The following is a 1,048-nucleotide window of genomic DNA, read 5'->3' on the forward strand; positions in this document are numbered from 1 at the left end:
GATCGCCGCCTTCGCGTGCAGGGTCTTGCGGTCGACGGTGCCCTCGTCCACCTCCCAGGCGACCTGGTGGGCGTAGGCCCGGTTGACCGCGATATCGACCGCGCAGTCCGCCAGCATCCCCTGCACCAGCTGGAAGTCGGCGATCGGCGACCCGAACTGCCGCCGCTCCACCGCCCAGTCCCGCGCCAGCCGCAGGGCCCGCTCGGCGGCGCCCGTCGTCCGGGCCGCGATCATCAGCCGTTCCTCCGTGAACCAGGACCGGGTGATGTCGTAGCCCTTGCCGACGCCCGCGAGGACGGCGTCCTCAGGGACCTGCACATCGGTGAAGGTGAACTCGGGGTGCTCGTAGACGAAGGTGTGCATGAAGCGCGGCACCCGGGTCATCTCGATACCGGGGGTCTCCTTGTCGACGAGGAAGAGCGTCGGCTCCCGGTCCGGACCGGCCGCGGCGAGCACGATCATGAAGTCCGCGTGGTCGCCGACGGTCACGAACCACTTCTCGCCGTTGAGAACCCAGCCGTCGGCCGTCCTGGTCGCGGTGGTCGCCAGGTTCTGCGGGTCGGAGCCGGCCCCGGGTTCGGTCACCGCGTAGCAGTCGCGGCGCTCACCGCGGATGACCGGTTCGAGGTAGCGCTCGCGCTGGGCGGGGGTGCAGAAGCGCAGGGCGTTGGCGGGGCGCCAGACGGTGTCCCACAGGGCGCCGGTCAGCTGTCCCAACTCCTCCTGGACTATGGCCTGTTCGAGGATGGTGAGCCCGGCGCCGCCCCACTCCTCGGGCATGTTGACGGCTTGGAGCCCGCTGGCCAGCACGGCGTCGCGGATCTCGGTGTGGGCCTGCGCCGTCAGGCCGTTGTTCTCCTCGCAGTCGGTTTCGTACGCGGTGAGGGTCTCGGTGAGCTCGCGCGCGGTGCGCTTGAGGTCCGCCTGGCGCGGGGTGAGACGGAAGTCCATGTCAGTCCTCGGAGTCGGTGGGAGCCGGGTCGGGTGGTGGCCGGGGTCAGGGCAGGGGCAGGTCGAGGGCGCGGGTGCCGCGCTTGATGAGCTCGTT

1 protein-coding gene is annotated in these 1,048 nt (G+C 70.8%); it reads right to left on the reverse strand.

Annotation, left to right across the window (positions count from 1 at the left end):
• Positions 1–951, reverse strand: a 951-nt coding sequence (locus AC3EUV_RS38355) for an acyl-CoA dehydrogenase family protein (RefSeq protein WP_435604897.1), incomplete at its 3' end; no start/stop codon positions are given.
• Positions 952–1,048 lie beyond the last annotated feature (97 nt).

The sequence above is a fragment of the Streptomyces sp. bgisy130 genome, from assembly GCF_057708345.1.